Source organism: Streptomyces sp., assembly GCF_036566765.1.
Lineage (GTDB): Bacteria > Actinomycetota > Actinomycetes > Streptomycetales > Streptomycetaceae > Streptomyces.
Genome location: NZ_DATCVQ010000509.1, coordinates 1 through 4,333, shown reverse-complemented (window position 1 = coordinate 4,333; position 4,333 = coordinate 1). Strand labels below are relative to the sequence as shown.

Genomic DNA, 4,333 nt, shown 5'->3' with positions numbered 1-4,333 from the left:
GGCCGACCATGACATCGCCCGGTGCGACCGGTCGTACTCAGCCTCGGCCGCTGCGAGCAGGTCGGCGTGGTAGTGGACGCCGTCGTGCACGTCGTCGTAGTCGATCTCTGCGCCGTGGATGACGGGCTTGTCACCGTGGCTCAGCGCGTGTGCGTAGACCTCCGTTGCGGTGGTCTCTTCGGTGGGCAACATGAGATACTTCTTTCGTTCGTGGACCCGGTATCGCTTTGGTGGTGGTGCCGGGTCCCGGCTTGTTCTGATGTGGTGCTGGGTGGTGCAAGCTGGCCCGCCCGGCCTGCCATCGGTCCTCCCCGAGCCGCTGGCAAAGGTCAGGCGGGAGATCAGGTGCCGAGCCAGCGCCAGACGCGGGTCGGCTTCCCGTTGTTCCGCTGCTCGAGGTCGTTGCTCTCGTTCCATCCCTCGGCGCGGATGAGGCCCATGCGTGCAGCGCGGTGGAAGTAGGCGCCACAGCGGTTCGGCTTCACCTGGCCGCGGAGCAGGGGGCGCGTGACGTTCTGGTCGATGAGCCCGGTGGCCGCGGCGACCTCCTGGAGCACCGTGACGAAGTAGGTCCACTCGTCGTGCTCGGTCGGGGTTGCGGGGTGCTGCTCGGCCAGGAGGTCGAGAAGGCTGCCGGTCTGCTCGTCGACTGCGGAGAAGGTGGGCTGGGTGCTCATGACGCACCGCCTGCTCGGGCAGCGCTCTGGCGGAGCCACCGCCGGCCGGTGATCACGTGCGGTCAGGTCCCGGTTGCCGCGGGGCTGGTGCAACTCGATCTCGAAGCGCTCGCGCTCGACCGCGCCGTCCCAGGTGAACGGACCGACCATCGAGACCGAGCGGACATCGAAGAACCAGCCGCGCTTCTGGTAGCGGTCGTAGGACTCGCTCTCGTGAGCGGCCTCGGCATAGTGCGACCGAATACGGGCACGGACATCGCAGGATCGCCCGATGTAGATGGCCTTGCCGGTGGCATCACACAGGAAGTAGACGAAGTACCGGACTGCCGTGCGGTCAAGCTCGGGGCGCGCGCGCCAGGAGCGACTGCGGCCTGTCAGGTGGTTGGTCGCGCTCATGCGTCCTCCCAGGTCTCTACCCAGGCGCGCAGCTCGGTGACGTAGTAGTAGTCCGGCCCGCCCCTCTCGCGCCGCTTCTTGGGGTTGAGCTCCCCCGCCGCCTTGGCGCGGTAGATCGTGTCCTTGGAGCACCCGATCCAGGCAGCGGCCTCGTCGGTGGTCAGCACCTCCCGCGGGGGGAGGGGAGCGGCGCGCCGGCTCATGCCGCGTTGCCCTTCCGAACCAGTTCCTCCGCTGTGGTCTCGAGGACGTCGGCGATGGCGTCGAGCTCGTCGACGTTGAACGCGGCGGCGCAGTCCAGCTTGCGAAGGATGGTCACCCGGGGGACCCGCGACTTGGTCGCGAGGCTGTTGACGTTCTCCCCCTTCGCCTCCATAGCGGCGCGGAGCCGGGCTGCGACTCTGGTTCGGGCTGTGTTCATACGGATCACTCTATGTGTCCATTTGGACAACGGTCAATGGCTGAATGGACCTGACATCGACAATCACCTAAACGGGGCAGATTCCATAGCCCGTTCGGGTCATCTATTCGGAGCGATGTCCCCGGGGGTTACTGCCGCCGCGTGTCGCTGATTGAATGGACACAACATTGAGTCCAAGTGGGCATCGCTCGGGCGACAGGAAAGAGGAAGCCATGACCCTCAATGAGGCACTGGTGGCAGAGATCCGCCAGCTCGTCGAGGACAGAGGCATGACCTACACGGGTCTTGCCCGTGTCAGCGACGTGAGTTACAACAGCCTGCAGAACTACGTAACCCGCGGGCGAGGGAAGATCCCGTTCGACTTCGCCGAGGAGCTCGCGGAGAAGGGCTTCAACATGACCCTCTTCGATTTGCTGCGCCGCGCACAGCAGCGCCGCGGCAAGTCGGTTCAGCCGTAGCCCGGTCTGACTATTGCCCTGGGGTCCTTCGTCCCCTACCGGTCCCCTAGTTCCCCTATCCAGGGGACAAGAGCACGGGCGCCGGGCGACGATTGAGTATGAAGTCGCGCTTGCGGCCTCAAAGGAACAACTCCAGAAGGAAAGCCCCGTGTTGCTCGTCTATCACATCACCGTCGACAACGTGCTGCCGCTCTTGCTGATCACGGCTGGGGCGGCAATCATCGTGGCCGACGCGCGGGCTCGGGAACGCAACGACAGGCAGGCAGAACTGCAACACGCCGCCTACGAGCTCGGACTGAGAGTCGCGCTCGACAGGACGCACGTCAGTGCCTGAAACCAGAAAAGAGCCCCCGCCGTAATGGCGGGGGCTCTTCTACGTCTGGGGCTAGGACACGGCGAGCTGTGCGGCGACCTGCTCGAGCGCGTCAGCCAGTGGCGCGATCGCGGTTCGGTGGACATAGGAGCGCACCAGCTTGTTCTGCCCGAGGATGGCCGCGATGGTCTCCGGGGCGACGCCGGCATCGGCCAGCAGGGTGGCGGTGGTGTGCCTCGTCTCGTGCGGTGTGTGGTAGCGGCCCGAGGGGTGGCGCACCGCGGCGGCGTCCTGCAGTGCTCGCCACTCGGCATCGTCAGCCTTCTGGAAGTCGCCGACCTCGCGCGGCCAGACCAGCCCGGCGGGGTTCTCCGTCGCGACCTCGCGCCAGGCCAGCAGCGAGGAGCGCATCCACGGCGTCATGGGTGCGATACGCCAGCCCGCCGACGTCTTGGGCCGGACCAGATGCCAGCGCCCGCGGATCTGGACGGACTCGTGGCCGTCCGGGACACGGAAGCCCGAGGTCGGGTCGAAGCGGGCGCGGTAGGGCAGCGGCTGGAGCTGCCAGGAGATCTCGATGAGGTTGCGCTCGAAGTCGATGGCGCCCCAGGTGAGCCCGCGGCGCTCGGCGGGGCGCAGGCCCTGGAGGAAGGCAGCCACCCATCGCGATCCGTCGGGCTGGCCGGCGGCGATCTTGAGCATGGCCACGGCGTCGTCCACGGCGATGTCGGCCTTGTCGTTGGCGTTCGGCTTGGGTGCGATCACCTCAACCACGCGGGACGGCACGGCGTACCCCTCGGCGCGAGCGGCCTTGAGCAGCTGGAGGAGCACGGAGTGGGTGCGGGTCAGTGTGGAGGTCTTGCGCCCGGCCGCGCGCTGCCTGTTGCCGACGGCCCGGACATCGGCCGGCGTCAGGTCGGCCAGGCGCTTGTGCCCGATGGCGGGGATGATCCACGTCTTCACTGCGGAGCGGGTGTTGTTGTGGGTGCTTGGCGCCTCGGTGCGCTCGACGAGTGGCAGCCACGTCTCGGTCCACTTCTTCACCGTGGTCTTCGGGTTGACCGATGCAGCGCCGTCCTTGAACTCGGCCATCCGCTTGCGGAGCCTCACCTTCGCCTGCGCCTCGGTCTGCGCGGTGACGGTCAGCCGGCGTCGGCCGCCGCTGGTGGTGTATCCGGCGTCGAACGTGCCCATCCAGCGGCCCTTGCACTTGTGCTTCGGTCGACGCTTCTTGCCATCCGGCCCGGCACTCATCGGCGGACACCCGGCCGCCGGCTCGCACTTCTGGAAGATTGAGCCTTCCTTGTAGTCGCGCCTCTTCTTCGTGCTGGCTCCGCCCATGCTGACCACTCTACGCCGATTTGTCAGCCATCGTGTCAGCCATTCGTTGCCCACGGTTGCCCGCGCGGACGGCACGCTTGCCCACAAATCAATAGGGGTACGTGAATAGGAAAAGCCCCTCTGACCTGCCCATTTAGGGCGGTCAGAGGGGCTTTTACGGGGAGCCGCCTGTCGGAATCGAACCGACGACCTTCTCATTACGAGGGGTTAGGAATTCACGCTCAGCACCAGCGAAAACGGGCTGTTTGTCGGCCTTGTTGTCAGCCTTCTAGTCCTTGACCCAGACCTTCTTGCCGCCGATGACCTCCCAGTGGCCACCGGACAGGCCCTTCCCCTTGCCCTTGGCTACGAACTTGTCGCGGTCGGACAGTGGCCTGATCTGTCCGCCGGCCCGCGGGTCTCTCTTCTTCGGGGGCATGATGTCCTCCTGGTGGCGCGTAGGAGCCGCCAGGAGTAGGCGGCTACGTCTCGGTGCGACCGGGCATCGCCCGGCCGTTGCTCTCGGCCCACGCCTCGACGTCGCTGGCAAGCCAGACGGAGCCGATGGCCAGCCGGTGGACGGGGTCAGGGAAGCTCTTCGACTTGGTCAAGACGTCGGCACGCTGCCGAGTGACGCCGAAGAGTGCGGCGATCTCGGGGACGCTCATCAGGCGCGGCTGCTGCGACATGCCATCAACTTTAGTTGTTGACATGGAGCGTTGCTTCAGAGCAACATGTGATGCGAAAT

General features: G+C 66.4%; 9 protein-coding genes. 2 read left to right on the top strand and 7 right to left on the bottom strand.

All coding sequences use genetic code 11. From position 1 onward, the window contains the following. The 4 genes from VIU94_RS29735 to VIU94_RS29720 form a co-directional block, all read right to left on the bottom strand. Positions 1-192, bottom strand: a 192-nt coding sequence (locus VIU94_RS29735; protein WP_331915971.1) for a hypothetical protein, incomplete at its 3' end; no start/stop codon positions are given. A 149-nt stretch (positions 193-341) separates the two neighbouring features. Beyond that, positions 342-1,073, bottom strand: a complete 732-nt coding sequence (locus tag VIU94_RS29730; RefSeq protein ID WP_331915969.1) for a GIY-YIG nuclease family protein — start codon at positions 1,071-1,073, stop codon at positions 342-344. Continuing rightward, positions 1,070-1,276 (bottom strand): helix-turn-helix transcriptional regulator, encoded by a 207-nt coding sequence (locus tag VIU94_RS29725; RefSeq protein ID WP_331915967.1) that lies wholly within the window; start codon positions 1,274-1,276, stop codon positions 1,070-1,072. The genes VIU94_RS29730 and VIU94_RS29725 overlap by 4 nt, the downstream gene beginning before the upstream one ends. Next, complete coding sequence (locus VIU94_RS29720; protein ID WP_331915965.1) at positions 1,273-1,494, bottom strand: hypothetical protein; 222 nt, start codon at positions 1,492-1,494, stop codon at positions 1,273-1,275. Before VIU94_RS29720 ends, VIU94_RS29725 begins: the two co-directional genes overlap by 4 nt. Positions 1,495-1,706: 212 nt before the next feature. Between VIU94_RS29720 and VIU94_RS29715 the strand changes: the two genes are divergently transcribed. Both VIU94_RS29715 and VIU94_RS29710 read left to right on the top strand, forming a co-directional pair. Next, positions 1,707-1,952: a helix-turn-helix transcriptional regulator gene (locus VIU94_RS29715; protein ID WP_331915963.1), complete on the top strand. Its 246-nt coding sequence runs from the start codon at positions 1,707-1,709 to the stop codon at positions 1,950-1,952. A 148-nt stretch (positions 1,953-2,100) separates the two neighbouring features. Then, complete coding sequence (locus tag VIU94_RS29710; RefSeq protein WP_331915961.1) at positions 2,101-2,286, top strand: hypothetical protein; 186 nt, start codon at positions 2,101-2,103, stop codon at positions 2,284-2,286. A 51-nt stretch (positions 2,287-2,337) separates the two neighbouring features. Here the strand turns inward: VIU94_RS29710 and VIU94_RS29705 are convergent, their stop codons facing one another. From VIU94_RS29705 to VIU94_RS29695, 3 genes are all read right to left on the bottom strand, one after another. Next, a complete protein-coding gene (locus tag VIU94_RS29705; protein ID WP_331915959.1) occupies positions 2,338-3,459 on the bottom strand; it encodes a tyrosine-type recombinase/integrase in 1,122 nt (373 codons plus the stop codon). 415 nt (positions 3,460-3,874) lie between these two features. Continuing rightward, positions 3,875-4,024: a hypothetical protein gene (locus VIU94_RS29700; RefSeq protein WP_331915957.1), complete on the bottom strand. Its 150-nt coding sequence runs from the start codon at positions 4,022-4,024 to the stop codon at positions 3,875-3,877. Positions 4,025-4,067: 43 nt separating this feature from the next. Next, on the bottom strand, positions 4,068-4,333 hold a 266-nt coding region (locus tag VIU94_RS29695), incomplete at its 5' end, for a helix-turn-helix transcriptional regulator (protein WP_331915955.1).

Bases quoted from the DNA above. Each gene is read 5' to 3' on its own strand.
- VIU94_RS29730 (WP_331915969.1), bottom strand. From the start codon at position 1,073: ATGAGCGCGACCAACCACCTGACAGGCCGCAGTCGCTCCTGGCGCGCG.
- VIU94_RS29725 (WP_331915967.1), bottom strand. From the start codon at position 1,276: ATGAGCCGGCGCGCCGCTCCCCTCCCCCCGCGGGAGGTGCTGACCACC.
- VIU94_RS29720 (WP_331915965.1), bottom strand. From the start codon at position 1,494: ATGAACACAGCCCGAACCAGAGTCGCAGCCCGGCTCCGCGCCGCTATG.
- VIU94_RS29715 (WP_331915963.1), top strand. From the start codon at position 1,707: ATGACCCTCAATGAGGCACTGGTGGCAGAGATCCGCCAGCTCGTCGAG.
- VIU94_RS29705 (WP_331915959.1), bottom strand. From the start codon at position 3,459: ATGGGCACGTTCGACGCCGGATACACCACCAGCGGCGGCCGACGCCGG.
- VIU94_RS29700 (WP_331915957.1), bottom strand. From the start codon at position 4,024: ATGCCCCCGAAGAAGAGAGACCCGCGGGCCGGCGGACAGATCAGGCCA.